Origin of the sequence: Bacillus cereus group sp. BfR-BA-01522 (genome assembly GCF_022662635.1) — a bacterium.
Taxonomy (GTDB): domain Bacteria; phylum Bacillota; class Bacilli; order Bacillales; family Bacillaceae_G; genus Bacillus_A; species Bacillus_A cytotoxicus.
Genome location: NZ_JAKUDY010000058.1, coordinates 1 through 261, shown reverse-complemented (window position 1 = coordinate 261; position 261 = coordinate 1). Strand labels below are relative to the sequence as shown.

Below are 261 nucleotides of genomic sequence, written 5' to 3'. Positions count from 1 at the left end.
AGTGCCATCGAAGGGGAGGATTGGGGAACGCGCCGAAAACTAAGCAAAGAAGAACAAGTAGAAGCTGGCTTCTTCGGAGCACTTGACCTTATCCCAGGACTCGGTTCAGCAACAAAAGCATTCAAAGGAACACTCGACCTTGGATCCCTGGCAAAGCTCACAAAATGGAAAGAGGGAATCGCTGACTTCCATCCAAATATGGGGAAAAATGTGGTACAATCGTTAAAGGAGAATGAGACATTAAAGAGTGCATTACATACA

1 pseudogene is annotated in these 261 nt (G+C 45.6%); it reads left to right on the top strand.

What is annotated here, in order from left to right:
* Positions 1–261 (top strand): annotated as a pseudogene (locus MR059_RS21640) (hypothetical protein); the annotation flags it as partial.